The organism is Phormidesmis sp. 146-20 (assembly GCF_052939475.1).
Window position 1 is genome coordinate 106,176 of sequence record NZ_JBJPHT010000001.1, and the last position, 23,214, is coordinate 129,389.

At 48.8% G+C, this 23,214-nt stretch carries 30 protein-coding genes; 16 read left to right on the forward strand and 14 right to left on the reverse strand.

Going from position 1 to position 23,214, the window contains the following annotated elements; genetic code table 11:
* Positions 1-139 precede the first annotated feature (139 nt).
* The 5 genes from ACKFKH_RS00490 (at position 140) to ACKFKH_RS00510 (ending at position 3,130) form a co-directional block, all read left to right on the forward strand.
* Entirely contained in the window at positions 140-286 is a 147-nt protein-coding gene (locus ACKFKH_RS00490) for a Uma2 family endonuclease (protein ID WP_446856253.1), read from the forward strand.
* Between the two features lie 156 nt (positions 287-442).
* Positions 443-796, forward strand: a complete 354-nt coding sequence (locus ACKFKH_RS00495) for a Pepco domain-containing protein (RefSeq protein ID WP_446856254.1) — start codon at positions 443-445, stop codon at positions 794-796.
* Positions 797-2,449 carry a GUN4 domain-containing protein gene (locus ACKFKH_RS00500; RefSeq protein WP_446856255.1) on the forward strand — a complete coding sequence of 551 codons (1,653 nt, stop codon included), beginning with the start codon at positions 797-799 and terminating at the stop codon, positions 2,447-2,449.
* Between the two features lie 94 nt (positions 2,450-2,543).
* Entirely contained in the window at positions 2,544-2,807 is a 264-nt protein-coding gene (locus ACKFKH_RS00505; RefSeq protein ID WP_446856256.1) for a type II toxin-antitoxin system Phd/YefM family antitoxin, read from the forward strand.
* Positions 2,804-3,130: a type II toxin-antitoxin system RelE family toxin gene (locus ACKFKH_RS00510; RefSeq protein WP_446856257.1), complete on the forward strand. Its 327-nt coding sequence runs from the start codon at positions 2,804-2,806 to the stop codon at positions 3,128-3,130. The genes ACKFKH_RS00505 and ACKFKH_RS00510 overlap by 4 nt, the downstream gene beginning before the upstream one ends.
* A 33-nt stretch (positions 3,131-3,163) precedes the next feature.
* Here the strand turns inward: ACKFKH_RS00510 and ACKFKH_RS00515 are convergent, their stop codons facing one another.
* Both ACKFKH_RS00515 and ACKFKH_RS00520 read right to left on the reverse strand, forming a co-directional pair.
* Positions 3,164-3,316 (reverse strand): hypothetical protein, encoded by a 153-nt coding sequence (locus tag ACKFKH_RS00515; protein ID WP_446856258.1) that lies wholly within the window; start codon positions 3,314-3,316, stop codon positions 3,164-3,166.
* A gap of 9 nt (positions 3,317-3,325) precedes the next feature.
* Complete coding sequence (locus tag ACKFKH_RS00520; RefSeq protein ID WP_446856259.1) at positions 3,326-3,529, reverse strand: hypothetical protein; 204 nt, start codon at positions 3,527-3,529, stop codon at positions 3,326-3,328.
* Between the two features lie 1,021 nt (positions 3,530-4,550).
* Between ACKFKH_RS00520 and ACKFKH_RS00525 the strand changes: the two genes are divergently transcribed.
* The 3 genes from ACKFKH_RS00525 to ACKFKH_RS00535 all read left to right on the forward strand — a co-directional run bounded on the left by ACKFKH_RS00525 (position 4,551) and on the right by ACKFKH_RS00535 (position 6,785).
* Positions 4,551-4,868: a DUF2605 domain-containing protein gene (locus tag ACKFKH_RS00525; protein WP_446856260.1), complete on the forward strand. Its 318-nt coding sequence runs from the start codon at positions 4,551-4,553 to the stop codon at positions 4,866-4,868.
* A 169-nt stretch (positions 4,869-5,037) separates the two neighbouring features.
* The gene (locus ACKFKH_RS00530; RefSeq protein WP_446856261.1) at positions 5,038-5,355 is read left to right on the forward strand and encodes a DUF2973 domain-containing protein; all 318 of its coding nucleotides are present in this window, start codon (positions 5,038-5,040) and stop codon (positions 5,353-5,355) included.
* A gap of 116 nt (positions 5,356-5,471) precedes the next feature.
* Positions 5,472-6,785, forward strand: a complete 1,314-nt coding sequence (locus ACKFKH_RS00535) for a YcjF family protein (protein ID WP_446856262.1) — start codon at positions 5,472-5,474, stop codon at positions 6,783-6,785.
* Positions 6,786-6,815: 30 nt separating this feature from the next.
* Here the strand turns inward: ACKFKH_RS00535 and ACKFKH_RS00540 are convergent, their stop codons facing one another.
* Together ACKFKH_RS00540 and ACKFKH_RS00545 are read right to left on the reverse strand one after the other, a co-directional pair.
* Entirely contained in the window at positions 6,816-9,350 is a 2,535-nt protein-coding gene (locus tag ACKFKH_RS00540) for a type I secretion system permease/ATPase (RefSeq protein ID WP_446856263.1), read from the reverse strand.
* 252 nt (positions 9,351-9,602) lie between these two features.
* Positions 9,603-10,361, reverse strand: coding sequence for a peptidylprolyl isomerase (locus ACKFKH_RS00545; RefSeq protein WP_446856264.1), 759 nt, complete (start codon positions 10,359-10,361; stop codon positions 9,603-9,605).
* Positions 10,362-10,713: 352 nt separating this feature from the next.
* On the opposite strand from ACKFKH_RS00545, the gene ACKFKH_RS00550 reads away from it, so the two are divergent.
* The 4 genes from ACKFKH_RS00550 to ACKFKH_RS00565 all read left to right on the forward strand — a co-directional run bounded on the left by ACKFKH_RS00550 (position 10,714) and on the right by ACKFKH_RS00565 (position 14,299).
* A complete protein-coding gene (locus ACKFKH_RS00550; RefSeq protein ID WP_446856265.1) occupies positions 10,714-11,349 on the forward strand; it encodes a peroxiredoxin in 636 nt (211 codons plus the stop codon).
* A 183-nt stretch (positions 11,350-11,532) separates the two neighbouring features.
* The gene (locus ACKFKH_RS00555; RefSeq protein WP_446856266.1) at positions 11,533-12,069 is read left to right on the forward strand and encodes a hypothetical protein; all 537 of its coding nucleotides are present in this window, start codon (positions 11,533-11,535) and stop codon (positions 12,067-12,069) included.
* An 845-nt stretch (positions 12,070-12,914) separates the two neighbouring features.
* Complete coding sequence (locus ACKFKH_RS00560; protein ID WP_446856267.1) at positions 12,915-13,895, forward strand: cysteine synthase A; 981 nt, start codon at positions 12,915-12,917, stop codon at positions 13,893-13,895.
* A complete protein-coding gene (locus ACKFKH_RS00565; RefSeq protein WP_446856268.1) occupies positions 13,892-14,299 on the forward strand; it encodes a (2Fe-2S) ferredoxin domain-containing protein in 408 nt (135 codons plus the stop codon). Before ACKFKH_RS00560 ends, ACKFKH_RS00565 begins: the two co-directional genes overlap by 4 nt.
* Before the next feature lie 22 nt (positions 14,300-14,321).
* Here the strand turns inward: ACKFKH_RS00565 and ACKFKH_RS00570 are convergent, their stop codons facing one another.
* The 5 genes from ACKFKH_RS00570 to ACKFKH_RS00590 all read right to left on the reverse strand — a co-directional run bounded on the left by ACKFKH_RS00570 (position 14,322) and on the right by ACKFKH_RS00590 (position 17,806).
* Entirely contained in the window at positions 14,322-14,732 is a 411-nt protein-coding gene (locus ACKFKH_RS00570; RefSeq protein WP_446856269.1) for a hypothetical protein, read from the reverse strand.
* Positions 14,733-14,953: 221 nt separating this feature from the next.
* Complete coding sequence (gene dxs, locus ACKFKH_RS00575; RefSeq protein ID WP_446856270.1) at positions 14,954-16,846, reverse strand: 1-deoxy-D-xylulose-5-phosphate synthase; 1,893 nt, start codon at positions 16,844-16,846, stop codon at positions 14,954-14,956.
* Positions 16,847-17,130: 284 nt separating this feature from the next.
* Positions 17,131-17,316 carry a type II toxin-antitoxin system RelE family toxin gene (locus tag ACKFKH_RS00580; RefSeq protein ID WP_446856575.1) on the reverse strand — a complete coding sequence of 62 codons (186 nt, stop codon included), beginning with the start codon at positions 17,314-17,316 and terminating at the stop codon, positions 17,131-17,133.
* A 74-nt stretch (positions 17,317-17,390) separates the two neighbouring features.
* The gene (locus ACKFKH_RS00585) at positions 17,391-17,606 is read right to left on the reverse strand and encodes a hypothetical protein (RefSeq protein ID WP_446856271.1); all 216 of its coding nucleotides are present in this window, start codon (positions 17,604-17,606) and stop codon (positions 17,391-17,393) included.
* Positions 17,588-17,806, reverse strand: a complete 219-nt coding sequence (locus ACKFKH_RS00590; RefSeq protein ID WP_446856272.1) for a type II toxin-antitoxin system Phd/YefM family antitoxin — start codon at positions 17,804-17,806, stop codon at positions 17,588-17,590. Before ACKFKH_RS00590 ends, ACKFKH_RS00585 begins: the two co-directional genes overlap by 19 nt.
* 157 nt (positions 17,807-17,963) lie before the next feature.
* On the opposite strand from ACKFKH_RS00590, the gene ACKFKH_RS00595 reads away from it, so the two are divergent.
* The 4 genes from ACKFKH_RS00595 to ACKFKH_RS00610 all read left to right on the forward strand — a co-directional run bounded on the left by ACKFKH_RS00595 (position 17,964) and on the right by ACKFKH_RS00610 (position 19,451).
* Positions 17,964-18,275 carry a hypothetical protein gene (locus ACKFKH_RS00595; protein WP_446856273.1) on the forward strand — a complete coding sequence of 104 codons (312 nt, stop codon included), beginning with the start codon at positions 17,964-17,966 and terminating at the stop codon, positions 18,273-18,275.
* Positions 18,265-18,627: a type II toxin-antitoxin system PemK/MazF family toxin gene (locus ACKFKH_RS00600; RefSeq protein WP_446856274.1), complete on the forward strand. Its 363-nt coding sequence runs from the start codon at positions 18,265-18,267 to the stop codon at positions 18,625-18,627. The genes ACKFKH_RS00595 and ACKFKH_RS00600 overlap by 11 nt, the downstream gene beginning before the upstream one ends.
* A 268-nt stretch (positions 18,628-18,895) precedes the next feature.
* Entirely contained in the window at positions 18,896-19,189 is a 294-nt protein-coding gene (locus ACKFKH_RS00605) for a type II toxin-antitoxin system Phd/YefM family antitoxin (RefSeq protein ID WP_446856275.1), read from the forward strand.
* Entirely contained in the window at positions 19,182-19,451 is a 270-nt protein-coding gene (locus ACKFKH_RS00610; protein WP_446856276.1) for a type II toxin-antitoxin system RelE family toxin, read from the forward strand. Before ACKFKH_RS00605 ends, ACKFKH_RS00610 begins: the two co-directional genes overlap by 8 nt.
* A 251-nt stretch (positions 19,452-19,702) precedes the next feature.
* Here the strand turns inward: ACKFKH_RS00610 and ACKFKH_RS00615 are convergent, their stop codons facing one another.
* The 5 genes from ACKFKH_RS00615 to ACKFKH_RS00635 all read right to left on the reverse strand — a co-directional run bounded on the left by ACKFKH_RS00615 (position 19,703) and on the right by ACKFKH_RS00635 (position 22,933).
* Complete coding sequence (locus ACKFKH_RS00615; protein ID WP_446856277.1) at positions 19,703-20,170, reverse strand: hypothetical protein; 468 nt, start codon at positions 20,168-20,170, stop codon at positions 19,703-19,705.
* Positions 20,167-20,484, reverse strand: a complete 318-nt coding sequence (locus ACKFKH_RS00620; RefSeq protein ID WP_446856278.1) for a hypothetical protein — start codon at positions 20,482-20,484, stop codon at positions 20,167-20,169. The genes ACKFKH_RS00615 and ACKFKH_RS00620 overlap by 4 nt, the downstream gene beginning before the upstream one ends.
* A gap of 28 nt (positions 20,485-20,512) precedes the next feature.
* Positions 20,513-20,968, reverse strand: a complete 456-nt coding sequence (locus ACKFKH_RS00625) for a hypothetical protein (RefSeq protein WP_446856279.1) — start codon at positions 20,966-20,968, stop codon at positions 20,513-20,515.
* Between the two features lie 147 nt (positions 20,969-21,115).
* Entirely contained in the window at positions 21,116-22,549 is a 1,434-nt protein-coding gene (locus tag ACKFKH_RS00630) for an NACHT domain-containing protein (RefSeq protein ID WP_446856280.1), read from the reverse strand.
* Positions 22,550-22,933, reverse strand: a complete 384-nt coding sequence (locus ACKFKH_RS00635) for a hypothetical protein (protein WP_446856281.1) — start codon at positions 22,931-22,933, stop codon at positions 22,550-22,552.
* Between the last annotated feature and the right edge of the window lie 281 nt (positions 22,934-23,214).

The window sequence follows — 23,214 nt, forward strand, 5'->3', positions numbered from 1 at the left end:
AGAGCAAACGCATTATGGCAAGTCGAGCCAACTCTCGATAATGTTGAGAATATTTGCAGCAATAGCTTCTCATCAGGAAGGGTAAGCCCACCAGTAGGGTCATTGGACTATCTCGACACTATTATTCTCTTGAAACTAAATGCGTTCGCCCTGGAAACGCGACCGAGAAGCCAAGCTGAAGCTGTATTCGGTTCGAGGGGTGCTGGAATACTGGATTGTGAATTGGCAAACGCAGCCGGGAGAATGCGGTTCTAAGGTTGGTGGCGACGCTGTATCAGCAGGATGAATTGACCAGCCAATTCTGCCTGAGTTTAGCTGCCTGGTCAGCCAGCTTTTCCAGCAGTCACTTTCTCATTTGCAGGATTAGCGTGATGGCGTGTGGGTTGGCTTAAACCTTGAGCGGAGGGTTATCATCATGCTAATCCTCTAGCCCCTTTTGTTTATGCCAGAAGACTACCTTGTGATTGTGACCGATGAGACTGACGAGGCTTCTGTACCAGTTGAGGGGCAACGGGGATGGGGTGAGGAAGTCCGCAAGCGCTTCTTGAGCTTTAGGGAAGTCCAGTTGCCTGTCTCACAGTTAGAGCAGAACATGAACCAGTTTTTACAACTGATGGGACGCTTATTTAAGCAAGTGGATCAGCAAATTGGCTCAGAATCGGACATGAAGCTGGATGAGGTGGAGCTATCGGTGGAAATCAGCGGGGAAGGAGAGGTTAAATTAGTTGCAGGAGGAAAAGCTGCTGGGAAGGGTGCCATTAAGTTAAAATTCACAAGATCGAACACAAACAGATAGATGGCAAACAATTGGGCGATCGTCATTGGCATCAACCAGTACGAATTTTTGCAGCCACTGAAGTATGCCAAGCGTGATGCAGAAACGATGCACAATTTTCTGAGTCAGGAAGCCAAGTTCGATCGCATCTTTCTGTTTACCGATGATTCTCTCAAGGTTAACGGCAGATCCACTAAACCCTTTCGAGCAAACCTGCTGCAAGTTCTGCGCCAGATTTTTGCAACACCGTTCATGCAGGATGGCGATAACTTCTGGTTCTTCTTCAGCGGACATGGCGTTCCACATAATGGGCAAGACTATCTGATGCCTTGGGATGGTGATCTTGGAGATATTGAAAACACAGGTATTTCGACGAATACTATCACTAACTATCTGCGAAGTTGTGGAGCCGACAATGCGGTGATGATTCTGGATGCCTGTCGCAGTGGGGGGCGTAAAAGTGGTGAAGGGATTGGTAAACAAACAGAAGCAGAAGCCCGCCAAACTGGAGTGATTAGCCTCTTTTCTTGCAGTCCCGACCAGTATTCTTATGAGTTGGAGGCAATTGAACAGGGAGCCTTTACCTATGCCCTGATTGAGGGACTGGGGATTCGGGGTCGATGTGCCACTGTGGAACGGTTAAACCAGTATCTCGAACATCGTGTGCCTGAATTGGTTAGTCAACATTTGGGCAGAGTCAGACAAACTCCTTACACAATCGCCGAACCACTGAATAGATCGCACCTGATCTTGATGCCTCAACACGCTAGTTTGGCTGATATTGCCACGCTGAAAAATGATGCCTATCGTGCCGAGAGAACTCAAGATTGGGCGTTGGCGCAACGATTGTGGATTCGTGTGTTGGAGGCTTCTTCCGGTTCAGATATGGAGGCGATCGAAGCTCTGCAAAATCTGGGTAGGCAGCGCCGTCCTGGAACAGCTATACCCCAGCCGGAGCCACCCCGCTCACTAAGCCGACGACAGTTCTTAAAGTGGGCAGTTCCAGCAGGAGTGGGAGTGGTGGGAGTGACGATCGCCAGTCAGTTAATCAAAGTGCCATCTCAACCAACTTTCTCCCCATCTTCTCCCGTGCCCTCACCTTCTCTATCCCCATCCCCATCTTCTTCCCCATTTCCCTTGTCTTCTCCATCTTCCACTTCTGTTGATTACTCCAGGTTAGAAAGCTTGCTAAAAGCAGGGAAATGGAAAAACGCTAACCAGGAAACCAGTAATTTAATGCTTAAGGTTGCGAATCGAGAAAAGGAAGGCTGGCTACACCCCGAAAACATTCAAAAACTTCCCTGTGAGGTATCGAGTAAGATTGATCAACTGTGGATTGCCAATAGTGATGGCAGGTTTGGATTCAGTGTCCAAAAGAAGATCTACGTAGAAAACTGTGGCGGTGAACCGGATGGAGAACTTTATGAGAAGGCTTGGTTTTGTCTAGGCGATCAAGTGGGTTGGTATGTAAACAATCAATGGATCGATTACTCTAATGTAACTTTTGATACCCAAGCTAGAGATGGACACCTTCCGGTGTTTAGAGAGGAGCTGGGGTATCAGTTGTGGAGAAGTTTATATGGAATATGGCAGGTGTTGTTGGTCTTCTTCTCTCGTGCAGAAACTTGTAAACTGTCGCATTTAAAGGTTTCAGTAGTTTCTAAAGATTTGTAATGGTGACCGTTTCAGCCAAATGATCAACATTTCAGCAATTCGTTACTTGGCACCGGGTGTTACAGTGAATTCACTCTGACTCGTCTCTCAGCCGATGCCCAAGCAACTCACGATCGCCCAAGCGCAACAACAACTCCCCAACCTTCCTGACGAACTGACGGACGAACCCATCATCATTACTCAAGATGGGGTTCCTGTCATCGCTGCCCTCAGCTACAGCCATCTGACCGAACTGCTCGAAACGCTCGACATTCTCACCGACACCGAATTTGTTACCCGATTGCGCCAAAGCATTACTCAAGCTGAACAGGGCAAAACCATTGCCTGGGAGAATGCCAAGGCTCAACTAGGGCTGTGACGGGTGCCGCCAACGGAATTGAATATAAGATTCAACTCACCCCACTCGCCCTGGAAATGCTGGCTGCAGTTAAAGATCGACGAGAGCAAGAAAAACTACGCGATCGCATTGACCAGCTTAAAACCGAGCCAGAAAAACAAGGGAAAGCACTGGTGGATAATCTTTCAGGATTTCGCAGCGTTCGAGCTGTTGGGCAACGCGATCGCATTGTCTATCAGGTCGAGCAAGCGCAAGTGCTCATTTTAGTCGTTGGCATTGGCAGACGAAAGGAGGGAGACAAAAAAGATATTTACACCCTGCTAGAAAAGCTTCTGCCGGAGTAAATCCAGATTCTTGTCGCGTTTCTCCAGAACAATCTAACTCACCAACAGCCCAGGGAGATTGAGCAGGCGATCTCTCCATTCTTGGGCATGTTTAGCAATCTGCAAGCGATCGACTGGACTCGACCAAAGCGTTGACCCTTGTTTCCATCGACTCAGTTGGCGTTGCAGTTCAACCAATTCAGTCACTAACTCCAGCTATGTTTCTAAATTAAGACTTGGCACTAACCACTCAATAAAAAACTGATTTTCTCGAATCTGGTCTTGAGCAAGCTGCCCCTCTATTTCCGCTTGAGTTAAGGCTTTGACTTGAGACAAGTTTTCTACCAACCAAGCAAGTTGAGTAGAAACGTTCTGGTGGAGATATTGAGTTCTCAGGAGATCTAAGGAGATTTCTAGCAAAGAGGTTACCAACCTTGGGAAGCCCCCTAAATCTTCCAATTCTGGGGGACTTTGACTTTCAGAACTCTCGATGGAGACAGCCGGGTAAATTTATTAAAGGAAATCTCCTACATTGACTGCCATTTCCCATGATCCAAATCATAAAAACTCCTCGATAGGTGGGAAACTCAGCGTCTTTAGACCTGAGAGGGAAGCCAACGAGCGGTTTTAACCGCCGGGTTCTTCCTAGATTTTGGGTGTCGCGACCGCCTTGGGGCAATTGATTCGGGGTGCTTTTGTATTGCACTTTCAACGGGACAATTACCGTTTCAAATCGTTCGTCCTGTACGCATCGCGACGTTGTTTGCTACCGCAGTAGCCTCCTTGCGGAGTGATGTTCGCTTCGCCAATGTTTTAAGAGCTTCTTACTCAATCCTCTACGGAGGGAGACCCTCCTCCAAGGTTGAGCGCTTGTTCGGCTAATCGCACGTCCTTAACCCAAATAAAGATGTTTAACGATTAACGACAGAGCAAGGGACTAGCGTCGCATCCCAGGGTGTCGTGACTCAAAAAACGTAGACCGCGAAGCGCTCAATCCTGGAGGAGGGTTTCCCTCGTGGGGAATTGAGCAAGACGGTCTGAAGCTGGTCAACTGAAACTAAAGTCTCTAAGCTGGAGAGCTTCAGTCACTTCAGTGCTGAGTCGTTGACTCAAGAATCCATAAACTATCTGATTGTCACATCGATCACCACCAAATGTCCGATGAATCGCAGAGCAAACGTATCAGGTCAATAAGTCGAGCCAATTCTCGATAATGTTGAGAATGTTTGCAGCGATGGCTTCTCATCAGGAAGGGCAAGCCAACCAGTAGCGATCGTTGGACTATCTTGACACTATTATTCTTTTGAAATTAGATGCTTTTGCCCTGACCGATCTGCTGCCTGAATGCGTATTTTGGGCAATTTAGCGATAAGATGAGAAAGCGTTACAAAATGTAAAAAGTTTTAGCAACCCTTGACCTTTTACAAAACATTACTAATTTATGTTTCATTCAAATCTGCCAGAGCCAGACATTCTCAAAACTGTTTTAGAGCCGCTTTTAGAAGACTTTCAATACTGGTTTACGCGATCGCGCACTTTGTTAGAAAACCAGGAGATTCCCTTTCTTGAAAATGAGAAACAGGCTAATCTACTGGAAAGGGTTTTACAAGCACATCAAGAGGTCAACACGGTTCGCACGTTACTCAATGTGACCGAAGGGCAGGTCGGGGTCGAAACAGCGATGCTCATGACCTGGCACCGACTCGTCGCAGAATGCTGGCAGGTAAGTATGCGGCTACGGTCTGGTAAGTCTGTCTAAAAACAGATAGTCGAATTCTGAGAAATCTGAGAGACTATAGAAAGATAATCAGAACCATTTTTCAGATAATTCTCATAAACCTTCGGCTTGAATGCTGCACAGACCGTCAAACTCAATACAATTTTAATCTCCACACTTTCAAACCAGCGTGGATTAAGGGAGAGTCGATATGGTACTACATTTGCTTTACATCTTGGCTTTTACTGCGCTTGCTTTTATGGCAGTGGGCAATCTCATTCGCAATTTGTTGACGTTGGGGGTTGAGTCTCAGCGTCATTACGCTCCTAGAAGCGGCTCTGGGTATGATCCTCGCTCTTCTCTGTCTTCTCGGCTGCGATCGGTGCCTCACCCCGAACTGTTAGATAGCGATGGTCGAATGATTGACGAACCGCTGCTGGTGATGCGATCGATGACGGTAGAAGATGCCCGTGAGCAACTGGATGCCCTTTACAAGTCCTCTCCGGGTGGCGATCGTGAAGAAGGCTAGAGTTTGAATCGTTAATGGCAAGCCTAAAATTCGACAGGGTTCGGTTCTTTCATCTGTTAGAAAATCAGTAGGTACGATAGTTTGAAAGTATCGCCATTCCTGCCTGATCACTGACTATGACTGAGCGAACCAAAGAAACAAAATCTGCCCTTCAAAAAACTGAAGCATCTCCAAAGTCAGAGCCACCCTGGGTAGACAAAACCCGTGACTTGATTGGAGGTGCTTTTTCAACGATTGGTAAAGCCCTGCCCGTTCAGCAAGTCTCGGATACGGTGATCGGTTGGTTTAGCGTGGACGAAGCGGAAATCGCGGGGATTTTGCAAAAGGTGCGATCGGAGTTGCCGACGACTGAGGCGATTTTGGTGGGCAAACCTCAAGCGGGAAAGAGTTCGATCGTTCGAGGCTTAACGGGCGTTTCGGCTGAAATTATTGGACAGGGCTTTCGTCCTCACACGCGGTTTACTCAACGCTACAACTACCCAACCGACGATCTGCCACTTTTGGTCTTCACCGACACTGTAGGACTGGGCGACGGCACGCAAGAAACGACGGAAGTGATTGGAGAGCTAGTCGAAGAAATTCAGGAAAACGAGGAAACGAGAGCAAAAGTTCTGATTTTGACGGTAAAGATCACTGACTTTGCGACGGATACTTTAAAACAAATTGCAGGTCGAATTCGCCAACAGCATCCCGAAGTGCCTTGTCTATTGGTCGTCACCTGTTTGCATGAACTTTATCCGTCTGAAGTGATGGATCATCCTACCTATCCCCCCGACTATGAGGATACCAATCGAGCCTTCGCTGCCTTACAAAAAGGATTTCAGGGATTGTTCGATCGCGCCATTCAAATCGATTTCACATTAGAAGAAGATGGTTTCACTCCAACATTCTACGGTCTAGAAACGCTGGTCGATGCGCTGGCAGATTTGCTCCCCGAAGCGGAGGCCCGAACGATTTCTCAACTACTGGATGATCGCGACGCTGGAAAACAAATCAGTGACCTTTACCGAGAAGCGGGTCGCCGCTACATTTTGCCGTTTTCTGTAATGGCGGGTGCTTTGGCAGCGATTCCTTTACCGTTGGCGACGATGCCCGTTTTGACCGCCCTGCAAGTGTCGATGGTCGGAGCGTTGGGGCAGTTGTATGGTCAGACATTGACTCCTTCTCAAGCGGGTGGCGTGGTGAGTGCGATCGCAGGTGGATTTGTGGCGCAAGCGATCGGGCGTGAGTTGATCAAGTTTATTCCGGGGTTTGGCAGTGTGATCGCGGCTTCTTGGGCGACGGCTTACACCTGGTCGTTGGGTGAGACGGCTTGCGTTTATTTTGGGGATTTGATGGGCGGCAAAAAGCCCGATCCTAGGCGTATCCAATCTGTAATGAAAGAGTCCTTTGAGGCGGCAAAAGAGCGCTTTCAAAGCGCTAAGAAGTAGAGGATGATTAAGTAAAAACGCACTTTCAGCTTAGACCGCAGCTTGTTGGCGTTGGTAGAGTGACCAGTAGAGACCCTTCGATCGAATCAATTCGTCATGCGTTCCTTTCTCAGCAATGACTCCTTTCTCCATTACCAAAATCAAATCAGCGCGTCTGAGGGGCGCAAAGCGGTGAGCAATCAGAAATACCGTGCGGTTTTGAGCGTGTTTTTGCAGGTTTTGCAGAACTTGCTGCTCGGTTTCACTGTCCAGGGCGCTGGTTGCCTCATCCAACACCAACATGGGCGAATTGGAGAGAAACAATCGCGCTAAAGAAACCCGTTGACGCTGACCGCCCGAAAGCGCCGTGCCCCGCTCTCCCACATCGGTTTCATAGCCTTGAGGCATTTCGCTGATAAAATCATGAGCCGCTGCCAATCGAGCCGCCTCAACCACCTGTTCTGCTGAGACATCCGATCGCCCCAAACTAATGTTGTCAAGAATGCTGCCCTTAAACAAAAAGTCTTCTTGTAGCACGACACCCATCTGAGTCCGCAGCGAATGCAAATCAGCGCTCTTGATGTCAAAACCGTCTACTAAGATTCGTCCGGCTTCGGGTAAATACAATCGCTGCAAAAGTTTCGACAGCGTACTCTTGCCCGACCCACTGCGCCCCACGACCCCGACCAGCATTCCCGGCTCTGTCGTAAACGAAATACCCTTCAGCACAGGTTCTTGAGCCGGATTGTAGCGGAAAAATACTTGATCAAACGTGACCTGACCCTTGAGCGGCGGCAACACCAGACCTGATCCCGGTTCCGCTTCAGGGGCGACGTTGAGAATATCGCCGATGCGATCGACCGACAACAACACCTGCTGCAAATTTTGCCAAAGCTGCACGAGTCGCAACAACGGGCCCGTTACCCGTCCTGATAGCATCTGAAAGGCGACCAACTGACCGACGGTGAGTTCTTGCTTAATTACCAGATTTGCCCCAAACCAGAGAATCAGCAGATAAGAGAAGTTGGTCAAAAAGTCGCCTAAATTATTGCTGATATTGGAAGTCGTCGAAGCTTTAAAACTGGTGCGAATGTAGCGAGCAAAGAGACCTTCCCAGCGATCGCGCGACGGTTTTTCTGCGGTGTGCGCCTTGACCGAGTGAATTCCCGTAATGGTTTCTACGAGAAAAGACTGACTATCGGCACTGCGATTAAACGTCTCATTTAGCAGGTTTCGCAAAATTGGAGTAACGAAAAGCGTCAAGATTGCGTAGAAAGGCAAGACGGCCAACGCCACACCCGTCAGCGGAACGCTGTAGAAAAACATCAGCGCCAGGTAGACGACTGCAAAGATGCTGTCCAAAATCACTGTCAGCGCCGTCCCCGTCAGGAATTGCCGAATATTTTCTAACTCCTGAACTCGCGCCACCGTATCGCCCACGCGCCGAGACTCAAAATAAGCCAGAGGCAGCCGCATCAGGTGACGAAATAGCTGGGCCGAGAGGCTGAGATCCAACCGTCGTGCCGTGTGCGTAAAAATAAACAGCCGCAAAATTCCCAGCAGCGCTTCAAACACAGCCACACTTAGCAGTGCGATCGCCATCACATCCAGCGTGGCAATGCTGCCCTGTACCATCACCTTATCGATGACGACTTGAGTAATCAGCGGTGTCGCCAGACCTAACAGTTGCAGCGTAAATGAGGCAAACAGCACTTCGCCCAGCAGTCCGCGATAGTTCCAAACAGCCGGGAGAAACCAGCTTAGATTAAATCGCTCCTGTTTTTGAATCGCTTCGGCTTGCCAGAGTTGACCATCCCAGGCTTGCTGGACAGTCGATCGATGTACGCTTTCGCAATTCATCGTCGGGTTGAGCGGATCAGAGAGAATCAGGCGATCGCCCCGTACGCCATACGCCACAACCCAGTGAGGTTCCCCTGTGCCTCCCGGCTGCCAGAGCATCAGAGCCGGAAATCCTAACAGCCGCAGACTTTGCCAATTGGTTTCGATGCGGCGGAGTTGCAGTCCCAATTTCTCAGCCATATCGATGAGATCAGTTGGGCGCTGTCCTCTTATTTGCCGCTGTACCCACTCCAATTGGACGGAATTTTGCAGATGATTGGCCACCATCGTTAGAGCAGCCGCTCCTGTATTGACGGCCGAGACAAAGGGAAAGCCCGTCACAACCTGGGGAGAATTGTCCGTTTGAGGTTGATAGCGGCTGCGCTGAATCGCCCAAAAGCGATCGATCTCCGGCGACGATAAAGAAGCCCAACTGGTCGCACTCCACTGCACCACCTCAACATCATTACTGGCGGCTCTGGCCTTCCAACCTGGCAGTTCTAGCAAATCGCCCACCCATTCTCCAGGCTGCAAGAGGAGCGATCGTCCTTCGTCCGCTACTAATCTGACTTTCCCCGCCAGAACGATTAGTTGAATATCAGGCGTTTCTTCTGACCACAAAAGTTCTCCCAGCTTACAGCGACGAATTTCAGCCTTGGTCTTAAACTGAACCTGCTGTTCGGGGTTGAGAAAGCTCAGGGGCGGAGTTTCCCAGGGTAAATTGGCGGCAACATCGTTGGTAATCATTTGGCAAGGAGGGGGGCTGGGGGAAGTGAGGAGGGAGGAGGGAGGAGGGAGGAGTGAAAAGGGTTTGAGAGTTAGGTTTCAGATTTTGACATTTCAGCTTTGGGGTGAGTTGCAGGCTTTAAGAGGTGGAGTTTTGAGAATTGGGGTGCTGAATGAAGATTGAGTTTTGAGAGTTAGGTCTGGATTGGGTTCAGAGAATTGAATTCTGAAAGATAACATTCATCTCTTCTCCTCACTCCTCACCCCTCACCTCTACTCAACTTGAAGCTTGACGGCCATTTTTTGGATTTTTTCTGCCAGCCAGCGCTCAAACAGTTCGTTTTGCAAAACTTGCTTGAGTTGGGCGTTGTCTAAAGTGGCGGGTAACACTTGCTCAACTCTAAACAGGGCCCATCGGTTCTCGATCGCAATTGGCCCCACCAAGTCACCAGGATTAGAAGAATCGATCGCCGCTCGAATATTGTCAGGCATTGTGCCGCGACTGACCGGCCCCATCATGCCATTAGACACGCGATCGTCGGCGATCGAGTGTTCTTGGGCGAGTTGCTCAAAGCTGGTGCCTTCTTGAATCTGGATCTTTAGCTCATCGGCTAACTCTTGATTTTCGACAATGATGCGAGAGAGAACGACGCGATCGAGAAACACTTTGCGTTCGATAAAATATTCCTGGAGTTTTGGCTCTGTGATGACGCTTTTAAGCTTTTCTGACTTAAAATTTGAGGTAATTTGATTGTGAAATGTAGAATAGTCAGACCCGTTGCGGTTGAGCCACTCTTGAAACACACCAGGGTCAGTCAATTGCTGCTGAATCCGAAAATCAATCACCGCTTGCTCAACCACTGCCGGATTAATTTCTAAATCTTCTCGGTTGGCAAGTTCTTGCTCTAGCACGTATTGCCGCAAGATGTCTCCCAAAAATCCCTGAAGTTTGCCAGAAGTCTGAAGATATTTCAAACATTCTCTCAGGCTTATCGGTTGCTCATCAACGGTGAGAAAGGCTTTGGCATCCATGAATTTTTACTACGCAGTTTCCAAGTCTGATAATATCTTGACCGAGATCTCCGCTTCCTTTATCAGGTTTTTGTGAATCTCTCTGAGAATTAACGTAAACCTCTGTGATTAAACTTGAAAATGGTTGGTTTCGATTCAGCATTTTCAATGAATTCGCACAGGCGTTCAGGCTAGTCTAGCGATTTCTACGGGGACGATCGGCTAAGTTTTGCTTAACAGTTTCATATTTCCCTAGTTCTTGAGTTAAATTACGGAGTCAGGAATTTTGGATAATTGATCTGCACTCCGACCGGAAAACCGGGGTTTTGTGGCATGATCTTTAAGTAACTTGCGATCATTAGGAACATCAGTTATGGCTCTGCGACTAGGGGACACCGTTCCCAATTTCACACAAGACTCTTCTCAAGGTACGATCGACTTCTACGGCTGGGCGGGCGATAGCTGGGTGATTCTCTTTTCTCACCCCAAAGACTACACCCCTGTTTGCACGACTGAATTGGGCGTTGTAGCTAATCTCAAACCCGAATTCGACAAGCGGAATGTCAAAGCGATCGCCCTGAGCGTTGATGATGTTGAATCCCACAAAGGCTGGATTGGCGATATCGAAGACACCCAAAGCGCTCAACTCAACTACCCGATTTTGGCTGACCCCGATCGTAAAGTGTCTGACCTCTACGACATGATCCACCCTAACGCTAACAACACGCTGACGGTGCGATCGGTCTTCATCATCGATCCTCAAAAGAAACTGCGCCTCACCTTCACCTACCCTGCTAGCACTGGTCGCAACTTTGCCGAAATTTTGCGCGTGATCGATTCGCTGCAACTAACGGACAATCACAGTGTGGCGACCCCTGCAAACTGGACAGATGGCGGCGACTGCGTAGTGGTGCCTTCGATCCCCACCGAAGAAGCCAGACAAAAGTTCCCTAAAGGAGTCACGGAAGTCAGACCTTATTTGCGGATGACTCCTCAGCCCAACAAGTAGGCTAAAAGTAGGCTGAACAGTCTGCAAATCATTTCTGCGATCAAAAAGTAACGATTTGTTTACAGGGTGGCGTTGTCCATCCTGTTTTTGTGTGGCTGTTCTGTAAAGAGTGATTACGTCGATCGTGTTGCTTTTGGGAATTTTAATCAGTCCGCCTATCCAATCTTCTGCAAACTCAGGCTCATGAAAAAATTTCTCGTTTTGCTCTATCTTCTCTCTTTAGGATTCTTAACGACTGCCTGTGGAGCGGGGGTCAAATCTGAAGAATTTAAATCTCAGACGGGTAAATTCTCTGTTACGTCGCCGATCGCTCTCAAAGAGGAAACCAAAACCCTCGATACAATGGCGGGCAAAATCAACCTGCACATGTTCACCGCGACTGAAAAAAACAAAGCCTATTTTGTGGCCTACGCCGACTATCCCGAACAGCTTCTCAAAGTGAGCAATCCTGAAAAGATGCTGGATGGGGCTAGAGATGGGGCAGTCAGTAACGTCAATGGCAAACTGGTTGATGAGAAAAAAGTGTCGATCGATGGCTCTCCTGGCCGAGAATTAACGATCGAAGCCAAAGGCAGCAATGGGCAAGATGGCACCGTCAAAGCGCGGGTATTTTTGGTCAAAAATCGCCTTTATCAAGCGATGGTCGTCGCTCCCAAAGAGGAAGTGAATGCAACGGAGATGGATGCGTTTTTACAATCCTTTAAGCTGTCTCAAAAGTAGGATGGTCTTTTGACGGCTCCCCGTCCTGAAGTTCGGGGATTCTTGGATCATCGGGAGTCCTGCGACTTTACCCTCACCAAAATTCACTGCGATGCGCCCCACCGCTGTATCGATAGAGAAAATTCTTGCTGCTCCCTAGGAGCCAAAACTTTCTCAGGCATCACCACCCCTTGCGAGACAGGTTCCTCCGCTCAAGGCGCGAGCCTCTGCCTGTGTTGTGGACTAGCACAAGCATACCAAAGTCGCCCTAAAAGTGCGAGGCTTGTATCCCATTTTCTTGGTCAGTTGCCTGAAGACCTTGGTGGTGAAATCTGGCACGAAAAAATAAACCAGGATTGGTACATCGAATGGCAAGATTGGAACTAAAGCTCGGTTGGATCAATGCCAAGCTGCCGTAGTCGCTCCTTAAGTTGTTCGACTTGCTGTTCTGCTTGTTGTCTTGCCAAAGTTTCTTGTCGTAAAGCTTGAGCAAGTTCGCTGGGAATTAGTAATTTTTCGTGGGTATCTTCTCGGTAGAAGGCGATTAAATGCCCGTCTACTTCTAATCGAAGTTGTAGCGGTTTGCTGCGACCGTCTGTGATGGGTGCGTATTGTTCTTGTTAGCCGATAGCCTCTTAATCTTTCTTCGATCCATTCACCTTTGGGGTCATCGTGGTTTTCTGTCCGAATAGGAAGAATCGCTGGTGACTTCTGTTTTACGATCGAGCGATCGCATCCAACCCACTCCCTGATTCTCAGAACAATTACGAAAATCAAATTTATTCATCCCTCATCCCTCCTCGCGAAGCGGAACAAGTTCTCCCTCATCCCTCGTAAAATGAGATAACAAGCAGGAAGCGATCGAAATGGATATCAAACAAGGATTTGTCGGTGCGGTGGGCAATACGCCTCTGATTCGGATTAACAGCTTTAGCGATGAAACAGGCTGCGAAATTTTGGGCAAGGCTGAATTTCTCAATCCGGGCGGCTCGGTGAAGGATCGCGCTGCACTTTACATCATTAAGGATGCTGAGGAAAAAGGCTTGCTCAAACCAGGTGGCACCGTGGTCGAAGGCACAGCGGGCAATACGGGCATCGGACTCACTCACATCTGTAACGCTAGAGGCTACAAATGTCTGATTATCATTCCTGAAACTCAGTCTCAAGAAAAAATTGATCTGCTGCGAACGCTGGGAGCCGAAGTGAGAACTGTTCCCGCAGTGCCCTACAAAGATCCCAACAACTACGTCAAACTGTCCGGCAGAATCGCATCCGAACTGGAGAACGCCATCTGGGCCAATCAGTTTGAAAATCTAGCCAATCGTCGCGCTCACTACGAAACCACGGGGCCAGAAATTTGGGCGCAAACGGGCGGCAAGCTGAATGCCTGGGTGTCTTCAACGGGGACGGGCGGCACTTATGCAGGTGTTTCTACCTTCTTGAAAGAACAGAATCCCGACGTGAAGTGCATTTTGGCTGATCCCTTTGGCAGTGGACTTTATAGCTACGTCAAATCGGGCGAAATCCATCTGGAGGGCAGTTCTGTCACCGAAGGGATTGGCAACAGTCGGATCACTGGAAACATGCAAGGTGCCCCGACGGATGATGCAATGCGAGTAGACGATCGTGAAGCCCTGCGAGTGGTTTATCAGCTTTTGCGAAAAGACGGACTCTATATGGGTGGCTCAACTGGAATCAATGTGGGAGCGGCAGTTGCGCTTGCTAAACAAATGGGGACGGGGCATACGATCGTAACCCTCTTGTGCGACCGCGGCAGCTTGTATCAATCCAAACTCTTTAATCGAGAGTGGTTAGAGTCCAAAGGCTTGCTGCTGGATGAGTTTTGAAGTCTGCTGAAATCGAGGATTATTCTGGCATTTTGGTCGATCGCCGCTTCCAAGATCTAGGATCAGAGAGTCGCCTCAAGCCTTGCATGACTCCACCCCTCCCTCCGCCCTCCGCCCTCCGCCCTTCTCACCAATCCGTCCGCATCTGTCAGCACAATTCTTGCCGAAAGTCAGGGTCAGCGAAGGTGCTTGCTGCATTTAGGGCAAATCCGGTTGAAGGGGTGGAAGTGGTCACCTGTGGCTGCTTTGGTCAGTGTGGTAATGGGCCGATGGTGCTGGTGTTTCCAGAGCAGGTTTGGTACAGTCGAGTCCATCCAGATGAGGTGAAAGCGATCGTCGATCGGCATCTCAAAAACGGCACCCCCATTTCAGCTTTGCTCTATCGAAAGTTTCATCCAGCGTAGGAGACTTAGGAAAAGCACCTAATCATTCTTCATAGGCTTCGACTCGCCATTCTTGCAAAAACAAGGCTGACCAAAGCACAAAACTCAACAGCGATAGACCAGCGATCGCATCCAACCAGATCAAAACATGCATCTTTAATGTCATCGGCATCACGGCTGGAAACAAGTAATGACCGGGACTTGAAAGGCTGGTAATTGAATATATAAGTAAAAAAGCATAGGCTGCCCAGAAGAAGTTTTTTGTATAAAACCAGTAACCCAAAAATCCAATTGGAGTCATTAAAGCAACTGTGAGAACAACGCCGATCGCGGTGAACCATTCGGGGCCAGGATACTGGTTTAGATAAATCGCATTGTCTGAGTAGTGAATAGTTGTAGAGACGACATTAATTATTAGTAGAATTAGCAGCGTCGATCGAGCAGTTAAGTTCATGATTCGACCAGTGAATTGGACTTCTATCTTAGTAGAAGATTTTGAGCTGAGAATCTTGTCTGAAAGTCCCTCAGAATTGGCAGCTTGGGGGCAGAAGCTTGACAACGCAGCAAAGAAGCTTTATTGAACTCACACTGAACTTAAACTAAAAAAATGAGTGGCTAGTGATCTTCAATTCAATCACCCACCACTCAGCATTGAGAAAAAATTAAGAAAAACTACTACAAACTAACTGGTGTCGGCTGTTTGCTAAACAGTTTGAGAACTTGGTCGGCCATTTGAGGAGGCGTTAAGTTTAACTCTGCCTTTGACTGCTCTGGAGTCGCATGGTCAACCAGCAGATCAGGAACGCCAATCCGCTTGACAGGCACCGTCATCTCCGCATCCATCAAAGCTTCGACTACCGCAGACCCAAACCCGCCTGGTAGACAACCTTCTTCTAGCGTGACCACTCGCCCAATTTGCTGGGCCAACGGCAAGATCAGATCAGTATCCAACGGTTTGGCAAAACGAGCATTGACGACGGTGGCTTGAATGCCGTGTTCGCTCAAAATCTCGGCAACCTGCATTGAGGGATACACCATCGAACCGTAGCCCAACAGCAACACATCATCCCCGTGACGCAGAATTTCAGCTTTACCGATCGCCAACTCTTCCCAGCCTTCTTCCATTAGGGGCACGCCGTATCCGTTGCCTCTGGGATAGCGCATGGCGATCGGGCCGTCGGTGTAGTTGATTCCGGTGACAATCATGCGTTGCAGTTCGGCTTCGTCTTTAGGAGCCATCAGCACCATGTTAGGAATGAGCCGCAAATAGGCAATGTCGTACATCCCCTGGTGAGTCGGGCCATCTGACCCCACAATTCCTGCACGATCCATGCAGAAGAAGACAGGCAGTTTTTGAATGCAGACATCGTGAATGATTTGATCAAACGCCCGCTGCAAAAAGGTTGAATAAATCGTCGCAACCGGACGCATTCCTTCACAGGCCAGACCCGCCGCCAGTGTGACGGCATGTTGTTCGGCGATGCCCACGTCGATGTATTGTTTTGGGACTCGCTTTTGAAAAATATCTAACCCGGTGCCTGTCGCCATCGCTGCTGTAATGCCGATCACTCTCGGATCGTTTTCAGCAAGCTTGCTCAAGGTTTCGCCAAAGACTTTGGAGTATCCAGGCGGTTTGGGCTTGTTAGAAGGAGCCGCTTTGCCCGTTGTTAGGTTAAAAGGCGTTTGAGCATGGTAGCCGACTTGATCCTGTTCGGCGATCGCATATCCCTTTCCTTTCACCGTCGCCACATGCACTAAAACAGGGCCAGGATGCTGATGAGCCTCTTTGAAGGTGCTGATCAATTCCTCTAGATTGTGACCATCGATCGGGCCCATGTAGGTGAAGCCCAATTCTTCAAACACGGCCCCGACTTTGGGCACTGCCAGCCGTTTCATGCCTTCTTTGAGGCGCGACAGTTCGGGGGAGAAGGGCAGATTTTTCACCTGTTCTTCGAGATTGTCGCTGAGAAACTGCACAGGCGGACTGAGGCGCATTTTGTTGAGGTAGCGAGGAATCGCCCCCACATTGGGAGAAATTGACATCTCGTTATCATTCAACACGACGAGCAGATTGGTTTTGGGCAAATGTCCCGCGTGGTTGATGGCTTCGAGGGCCATGCCTCCTGTTAGAGCGCCATCCCCGATCACGGCAACGGTTTTGAACTTCTCCCCTCTAGCATCTCGCGCCAGAGCCATCCCTAACGCCGCAGAAATACTGGTCGAAGCGTGACCCGCGCCAAAGTGGTCAAACTTGCTTTCTCCTCGCTTTAGATAACCTGCGATGCCGTCTTTTTGTCGCAGCGTGTGAAAGTCAGCATATCGCCCAGTGAGGAGCTTGTGGGGATAGGCCTGATGTCCAACATCCCAGATCACTTTGTCGCGATCGAGATCCAACGTTTGATATAGGGCTAGTGTTAGCTCGACGACACCCAATCCAGGGCCGAGATGGCCCCCGATCGCTGCAACGGTTTGCAGATGTTTTTCACGAATCTGCCGTGCAATTTGCTGAAGCTGATAGATCGACAGACCATGCAACTGGTTTGGGTGGGTCAATTCACTCAGATGCATACCGGGCTTTCCTTAGGATGATGTGATCGGTGATTTTGTCTACCCTTATCACTGTAGACGAAAGGAGGGGAGGATCTAGAGTGGTGGTATGCAATTTGCAATAGTTTCTCTGTAAAAGGGATGAGGGATGGTTGGGTTTGAGCTGAGGAAAGGTAGGTTGCCCTGATCTAGTGAAAGCGTTGACCTGAACGATCGCGGATTATCGCTACACAGAGTGTTCTCCGGTGCGTTGGAGAAACCTGCGATCGGTGGCGTAGTTGAGGAGGTAGACACCGAGGAGAAGTTTACAAGTAGATTTCTCTTCGATGCCCAATCTGATGCACCGTAATGATCTCAGTTGTTTCACTGAAAGAATACAAGACTCGGTAATCTCCAACTCTCAGTTTGAAAAGACTGCTCAAATCTCCAGTCAAGGCAGTGGGGCGAATTTCAATGAAGTGATCGCTCACCCAGTCAATCTTGCGAAGAATGCGCTCTTGGTTCTTTTGGCTGAGTTGTTATAGTCCAGACAGCGCTTCAGAAGTCAGTTCGACTGAGTAGACCATTACCAATTTAGTCCAAGCTTTTTGGCAACTTCACTCATTGGAATACCGCGTTCTCCTGCTTGGGTGCGTTTCAACGATTCGATCAGTTGTTGCTTTACTTCGGGTCGAATTTCTCTTCCTTCGTCTGGATCGTCAAGGAATTCCTCTAAGACTTCTACGACAGTTTCTCGGATCAATGCTTTGAGTTCGTCAGTGGTCAGATCTTTGACTTGCATAGACGTAGACGAGCAGCATTTTCGTGGGATTGGAACAGGTAAACGGTTTCGAGAAGACTTTCTAATTCTGCGGTGAAAATGAGAGAAACACTCTCAGCCCCTTGACGAGTAATTTCGATCGCTTCTCCAGTTGCGATCGCGGCTTCACAGAGTTGTTCGAGGTTTTGACTCGCTTCGATATAGGAGATCTTTTTACCCATGTCGCTTCTCCAATCTGGTATCTCACTGTAGAGCGGAACAAAGCTGGGTCACGATCGCCGTCAGGTTACGCTTATTTCCACAGCCACGCGATGAGAAGAACAAAGTCTAACTCTGGTGAGGTCGTTTACAATAGGTGTAGCGTCATCGCAGAGTTCTATGCTGAACATCCCAATTTCAGATCAGTTATTACCATTGATTGAGGAACAAGCAGCAATGGCAGGCTTTTCAACGGTTAGTGAATACATTCAGGATTTGATTCTGCGGGAACAGCAACGGATAGAATTCTTAAAAATTGGAGAAGCTAGCGATCGCGCGACTGCTGAATTGACAGATCCCATTGAACTGATGCGATTGCCGTTAGAAGAACGTCGGGAAGCGCTGGAAATTCAAGCAGCCATGATGGTTCAACATTACGAGCAGGATGAGGATTGGAGAACATTTACGGCAGGAGATATCGTTGAGTACTAGGGCAGTGCCTCAACGGAGTGGGGTGTGGCTGGTGAATTTAGATCCGACGATTGGAACTGAAATCCGCAAGATTCGCCCAGCGATCGTGGTGAGTTCAAATAAAATTGGACGGTTGCCGATTAAGTTGGTTGCTCCGGTGACGGACTGGAAAGAAGTGTTCGTCAAAAATGCTTGGCACATTCGATTGGAACCCAATGCAGTTAATGGGTTGGCGAAGTTGTCTGCGGTGGATACTTTACAACTTCGAGGCCTGGATGAGCAGCGATTCTTACGCAGGATAGGGGAGATCGAGGATGAGGTGATGATTTGCATCGCTGCTGCGATCGCGCTTGTGGTGGAGTACCAACCCTAGCCTAGCGAGATCGCAGCCACGCGATGAGAAGGACGCGCTGCTTCGCAGATACCGAAAGGGTCGCCACCCCAACGCAAAACCAGAGAACCCAGTTGATTTGGCGCTGTGAGGCTGGGCGAGTTTGTGGTTTAGGCAAGCCGTTCATACCAGTCATCTTGGGGGGAGGGTTGCCAATTGTGGGGATAGAGGGGAGAGCAGGAGCGGTTTGGCGGTCTTCGTAACTCCATAAAGATTCGGGCTATAATTTGGTGCTAGAGAGGCGAAGAAGATGACTAAAGTAGAAGCGACTCAGGCACAGCAAAACTTTCCAGAACTCATGTCTCGTGTCAGAACAGGCAAGGAGAGAATTGTCATTGAGCAACAGGGTCAGGGAATGGTTGCCATGATTAGCTATGAGGATTTTAAGCGGCTGCAAGCGTTGGAAGAAGATGCTAAGGATGTGGCAGAGGTTGAGCGACGACTGGCAGCGAAGGAAGAATCCATTAGTCTGGGAACGGTGATTGAGGGCTACAATCGCTTGCATGATACAGACTTGACGATCGAGCATATTGTGAATGACTGACCGCTATGCGCTGCAAGTGACGAAATCGGCCGAGAAAGAACTGTACGATTTGCAGCTTAAACAATTTAGACAAGTCGTGAAGAAGATCTTTTCGTTACAAGTTGAGCCACGACCGCAGGATTGTAAACAACTCAAAGGAAATCCTGGAATTTTTCGGGTGGATCAAGGGGAATATCGAATTCTGTACACGATCGAGAATGACACGGTTGAGGTGTTCCGCGTGGGTAAGCGCAACGATGATGAGGTATACGAGAATCTATAACTCTGCGCTCTCAGAATCGCACTTATTTCCGCAACCATGCGATGAGAAGAACGCGCTGCTTTGCCGATACCGCAAGGGTCGCCACCCCAACGCAGAACCAGAGAACCCTTTTGATTTTGCCTTGGGAGGGTAGAGTAAATCACATTCTTCACTTTTCCATCTGGGCGAAGTATCTTGTAGGAGTTTGTGGATGAAGCGATCTTCAACCGCCGATGCGCTGAAGGAACATACGATCGCTAGATGCTCAGGATTTATTCAATAGTAGGAAGAATATATTTCTTTGTGAATTCTTCTGGTGTGAGGCATTCAAAGTCGCCTGTACTCAAGGCTAGCGCGCGAATCAACTTATGGTTTGAGGACACGAAGCATTGAGCTTGACCCGCCTTAGCACTTAAATAAACTCCTATATCTTCACGGGGAATGATGCCTAGCGATTCCAGTTCGATAAAATCTTGCGAGTTCAGTAGAACGTAGCGAACATTGAGATTTTGCCAAATGCGGGCGAGCAGTTCGCTTCCCCAATCCTTATTTTTTAAGCGTTTTGAAACTCGTGAGACTTGCTCGGTGAGTTCTTGAGAAATGATGACTTCTACAATTGATAATTGATTTTCGCCAAATCCTAACCAGTTCAAAACTTGCGCTTCATAACTCTGTGGATCGAGCAGTCCAATAATATAAACGTTGGTGTCTAGAAATACACGATCGATCGCTTGAGTCATTGTGAAGATGCCTGGAATCGCTCTGCGGCAATCTCTTGTTTAATGTCTTGCACGAGGTTGATGATGTCGCTATGGGTGCTGTATTCTGCTTCGGTGAATGCTTGTTGAGCGTGCGATCGCAATTCATCGATCGACATTAAGCGTTGTTGACGATGAGCTTGGATGCTGACAAGCTGTTCAAACGCTTCAATGCTGAGTAGAACTGCTTTTTCTTGTCCGTTGGCAATGAGGGTGATAATTTCACTGGTTGCAGCCCGATCGACGAGTTCGCTGAGAGGGAGTTTTGTATCAATTTCGACTTTTGTATGGGTCATCACAGCAGTCCTGTCTTTAGTGTTCATTCTACAACTCCATGTTGGCTAAGTGGTCTTGTAGAAGTTTGTGCATGAAGCGGTAGCGACCGCCGATGCGCTGGAGAAACATTCGCTCTGTGGCGTAGTTGAGGAAGCGGGCGTAGTTCCAGGGGATGGCGCGGGTGCGGAAGAGGATAAGGCGGAGCGAGAAGTGCTGAATGCAAGCTTGCCCGCCGCCTGCTTGGAAGCTAAACCAAATCAGGCACGCAAGAGAACTCGCAAGAACTCTTGCTGTTTCGGCTTTACTCAGGACTTGGCTGATGAAGTGAGACAAGAAGCCTTGAATGAGCAAGGCAAGGACAAGAGAAACACCCGTGATGAGGATGACATTCTTAGCACAACTAAACATTCCTTGATTGGGACGGGTGCGAGTTGCGATTTCACTTTTTGATGCACCAATCAGCCCACCAATCGGTCCAATAATCAGCCCAATAACCAGCCCCAAAATTTTCCCGCCAATCGACTCACTCGGCTCAAGAAAAAACCTATCACTCGGCTCAAAAAACCACCTACCAATCTGTTCACTAGTCAGATTAACAATCTGCTTACCAATCTGCCTACCAATCGGTTCACCAATCGATTCACCAATCCGTCAACCAACCAACCCAAAAAAATACCCCACTATCAACCCCGAAACCGACTGCATGTAGAATTCTTTCCGAGCAACGCTTGACATCGAAATTCTGATTTCTTCGATCAGTTCAATTCTATCCAGCTCATCAATCAGCCCAACAATCAGCGCCAAATTTATCCCACCAAACGGCATACCAATCAAATGAAAAATCAGCTCAACAATCAGCCCAACAATCAGCACCAAAATCAGCCCAACAATCAGCACCAAAATCAACTCAGAAATCAGCCACAACATCAGCCCAACAATCAGCCCAGCAATCAGCCGATACGCCCACTTCCGGCGAGAGGTTCTCAACCAGGTTGGCTGCATTTTCTCAATCAAAAGCTCTGTCTCATCATCGTGCTTTAGCTGCTGCGCCAACCTGACCAGCCATTGACGAGTTTGCTGTGTAGTCGGTTCTTTTCCCTCATAAAACCTGGATTTGACCTCTCGATGCAGCATCTTTTCAACATAGGCAGCCAGCAAAAAAGTCAGCCGTTCTTGAGTAGACAGTAGTGCCTGCCATTGTGCTGCAAGCTCTTTTCGATAAGCCACCAGCGTAATACTCAACAGCAACGGCTGACGCACCAGATCCAGCAGTTCAGCATCCCGACTCAACACGTCCCACAGCGCCGATCGATCAACTCTCTCCAAGTAACTTTCAATCTGCGGATCACTCAGTTCTTGCAGATAAATCGCGCCGTTGAGATTCAGCCTTTCGGGATAGAGTTCATACTCCTCACCCCGACTGCACACGACGATCGACCTCGGTTGCTCCTCACCGCCCAGAAACTGATTGATCGCCGTCACACACGCAGTCTGAAGATCCGATCGCACTTCATCCAGCCCATCCAACAGCGGCAAGACTTTTTGTTCAGCAATCCACTTTGCCCCAAGCTTTGAGCCGATGCCTTTTGTGGTGAGTTCGGCGATCGCCCAATCTTTGATACTCAGCTTCGGATCTTTCCAAGACGACAAGTTGAGCAAAAACGGCATTGGTTCGCTCGGATCGTCTAACGCCTTTCTCACTAACGCTCTGGCAAGCTCCAGTAAAGTTGTCGTTTTTCCTGCTCCCGGTTTTCCCAAGATCAACAGCTTGCCTGCAATTTCGGCGCGATCGAAGACCGCTAAAATCTCTGTCTCCGGCGAAATCGTCTCGGTCGTCTGTCCGCTTTTGACCTCCATATCCCAAAGCCGATGCACCTGTTCTGGTTGCGTCTGCTTACCTAAATTGATCAAAATCTGGTTGTGCAGCGAAGTCGCTAACCGTCCCTCAATCTCTTTCTCAAATGCTTTCAGCCAGGTCGTTTCGCGATCGGGACGCTTTCTCGATCGATCTCCTCCAACGTAGATATCTCGTGCATTCTCAACGTTGATCTGATCGCGTCCTTCGTTTTTATAGCGCCGCGTCATCTACGAACCACCAATCTTAGGATCGCCAGTAATACTCTCGATGTTGATCTGATCGCGTCCTTGATTAATGTACTGTCGCTCCGCCGTGTTTTGCACATTGGTAATCTGCTCGGCGAGTTGTTGCAGCATTTGAGCAAAAGCAACGTCTTCCATCTCATCGTCCAAATAGACCGAAAGTTTGTTTAAGGCTTCGGGCGATCGCTCCTCTTCAATCTTGACGATCGCAGCTTCCGCCTTCTTATTTCCCTTAAATCGGTTTTTAATCGTCGATCGCAATTGCTCGATCGCCCCTCCGACCGCTTTCTTTGCGATCTCTCCCGCCCCAGATTTGACAAACTCATCGAAAGCCAGTTTTGCGATGATGGCCCCAGTGAAAGTTTCCATAGGTCACAGATAGTTAATTACACTCCCGTTGTAACTAATTCTTCCTGTCCTGTCTGCGAACTTCCGTAATATTGCAGAATTAATTGCAGTATTAGGCAACGTGCAACTTTCTGATCAACGTCCTCCTTTTGAAGAGGGATCTCTAGACTTTACCCAAAGAGAGCCGAGCCGTCTGGACAGGGACGCAGGGCGTGGCGGTGAGGCGATCGGGGGAAAGCCTACGAGCAGCAACGCTACGCCATCACCCGTTAGACGCAAAGGGCGGACGCGCTGCAAGAGTG

Coding starts and splice junctions, on each gene's coding strand:
- ACKFKH_RS00495 (WP_446856254.1), top strand. CDS start 443: ATGCCAGAAGACTACCTTGTGATTGTGACCGATGAGACTGACGAGGCT.
- ACKFKH_RS00490 (WP_446856253.1), top strand. CDS start 140: ATGCGTTCGCCCTGGAAACGCGACCGAGAAGCCAAGCTGAAGCTGTAT.
- ACKFKH_RS00595 (WP_446856273.1), top strand. CDS start 17,964: ATGCTGAACATCCCAATTTCAGATCAGTTATTACCATTGATTGAGGAA.
- ACKFKH_RS00555 (WP_446856266.1), top strand. CDS start 11,533: ATGAAAAAATTTCTCGTTTTGCTCTATCTTCTCTCTTTAGGATTCTTA.
- ACKFKH_RS00505 (WP_446856256.1), top strand. CDS start 2,544: ATGCCCAAGCAACTCACGATCGCCCAAGCGCAACAACAACTCCCCAAC.
- ACKFKH_RS00635 (WP_446856281.1), bottom strand. CDS start 22,933: ATGGAAACTTTCACTGGGGCCATCATCGCAAAACTGGCTTTCGATGAG.
- ACKFKH_RS00550 (WP_446856265.1), top strand. CDS start 10,714: ATGGCTCTGCGACTAGGGGACACCGTTCCCAATTTCACACAAGACTCT.
- ACKFKH_RS00615 (WP_446856277.1), bottom strand. CDS start 20,170: ATGACTCAAGCGATCGATCGTGTATTTCTAGACACCAACGTTTATATT.
- ACKFKH_RS00570 (WP_446856269.1), bottom strand. CDS start 14,732: ATGAACTTAACTGCTCGATCGACGCTGCTAATTCTACTAATAATTAAT.
- ACKFKH_RS00560 (WP_446856267.1), top strand. CDS start 12,915: ATGGATATCAAACAAGGATTTGTCGGTGCGGTGGGCAATACGCCTCTG.
- dxs (WP_446856270.1), bottom strand. CDS start 16,846: ATGCATCTGAGTGAATTGACCCACCCAAACCAGTTGCATGGTCTGTCG.
- ACKFKH_RS00630 (WP_446856280.1), bottom strand. CDS start 22,549: ATGACGCGGCGCTATAAAAACGAAGGACGCGATCAGATCAACGTTGAG.
- ACKFKH_RS00500 (WP_446856255.1), top strand. CDS start 797: ATGGCAAACAATTGGGCGATCGTCATTGGCATCAACCAGTACGAATTT.
- ACKFKH_RS00525 (WP_446856260.1), top strand. CDS start 4,551: ATGTTTCATTCAAATCTGCCAGAGCCAGACATTCTCAAAACTGTTTTA.
- ACKFKH_RS00540 (WP_446856263.1), bottom strand. CDS start 9,350: ATGATTACCAACGATGTTGCCGCCAATTTACCCTGGGAAACTCCGCCC.
- ACKFKH_RS00530 (WP_446856261.1), top strand. CDS start 5,038: ATGGTACTACATTTGCTTTACATCTTGGCTTTTACTGCGCTTGCTTTT.
- ACKFKH_RS00545 (WP_446856264.1), bottom strand. CDS start 10,361: ATGGATGCCAAAGCCTTTCTCACCGTTGATGAGCAACCGATAAGCCTG.
- ACKFKH_RS00605 (WP_446856275.1), top strand. CDS start 18,896: ATGACTAAAGTAGAAGCGACTCAGGCACAGCAAAACTTTCCAGAACTC.
- ACKFKH_RS00535 (WP_446856262.1), top strand. CDS start 5,472: ATGACTGAGCGAACCAAAGAAACAAAATCTGCCCTTCAAAAAACTGAA.
- ACKFKH_RS00620 (WP_446856278.1), bottom strand. CDS start 20,484: ATGACCCATACAAAAGTCGAAATTGATACAAAACTCCCTCTCAGCGAA.
- ACKFKH_RS00610 (WP_446856276.1), top strand. CDS start 19,182: ATGACTGACCGCTATGCGCTGCAAGTGACGAAATCGGCCGAGAAAGAA.
- ACKFKH_RS00590 (WP_446856272.1), bottom strand. CDS start 17,806: ATGGGTAAAAAGATCTCCTATATCGAAGCGAGTCAAAACCTCGAACAA.
- ACKFKH_RS00585 (WP_446856271.1), bottom strand. CDS start 17,606: ATGCAAGTCAAAGATCTGACCACTGACGAACTCAAAGCATTGATCCGA.